Below are 869 nucleotides of genomic sequence, written 5' to 3'. Positions count from 1 at the left end.
CCGCCTAGGCATTCCGGTCAATGCCGTCGATCGGCCTGAGCTTTGCGATTTCTTCACCCCGGCGCTGGTCAACCGCGCGCCGGTGGCCATCGCCATCGGCACCGAGGGTGCAGGCCCGGTGCTTGCCCAAATGTTGCGCGGCCGCATCGACCGCATGCTGTCGCCGTCGCTCGGGCCGCTGGCAATTCTTGCGGCTTCGTTTCGCGGGGCTGCCGAGAAGCTGCTGCCGAGAGGCAATGCCCGCCGCCGCTTCTGGAATGATTTCTTCGCTGGCGCTCCTGCGCGCGCGGCTGAAGCCGGCCAGCTTTCGCAGGCGCATGACGCCGCCGTCGATCTTCTGCTGTCGAACACGCCCGCTTGCGGTCACATCGCGCTGGTTGGCGCCGGTCCGGGCGCCGAGGATCTATTGACCTTGCGAGCCCATCGTCTGCTGATGGAAGCCGATGTCATCGTCCATGACGCCCTTGTGCCCGAGGCGGTCGTTGCCATGGGTCGCCGCGATGCCGAGCGCCTGCCGGTCGGAAAGCGCAAGGGCTGCCACACCAAGAGCCAGGCTGAGATCAATGCGCTGCTGGTCGAGCTTGGCCGTGAAGGCAAGCGTGTCGTGCGGCTGAAGTCTGGCGATCCGCTGGTGTTCGGCCGGGCCGGCGAAGAGATGGCGGCACTTCGCGACGCCGGCATCGCCTATGAGGTGGTCCCGGGCGTCACCGCGGCCTTTGCCGCCGCCGCCGATTTCGAACTGCCGCTGACCTTGCGCGGTGTCTCCTCGTCGATGGTGTTCACCACCGGCCACGACCTCAAGGGCAATTCGCTGCCCGACTGGGCCAAGCTCGCGATTTCCGGCGCTACCGTCGCCGTCTATATGGGCC

Annotated in this window: 1 protein-coding gene; it reads left to right on the top strand. The window is 67.1% G+C overall.

Features of this window, described 5'->3' with window-relative positions; genetic code table 11:
• Window positions 1-869 (top strand): uroporphyrinogen-III C-methyltransferase (cobA, locus tag EN994_RS33450; protein WP_127308256.1); only part of this gene is annotated, 869 nt, incomplete at both ends.

The organism is Mesorhizobium sp. M7A.F.Ca.CA.002.09.1.1 (genome assembly GCF_003998555.1).
Lineage (GTDB): Bacteria > Pseudomonadota > Alphaproteobacteria > Rhizobiales > Rhizobiaceae > Mesorhizobium > Mesorhizobium ciceri.
This window is presented reverse-complemented; position numbering and strand designations above follow the sequence as displayed.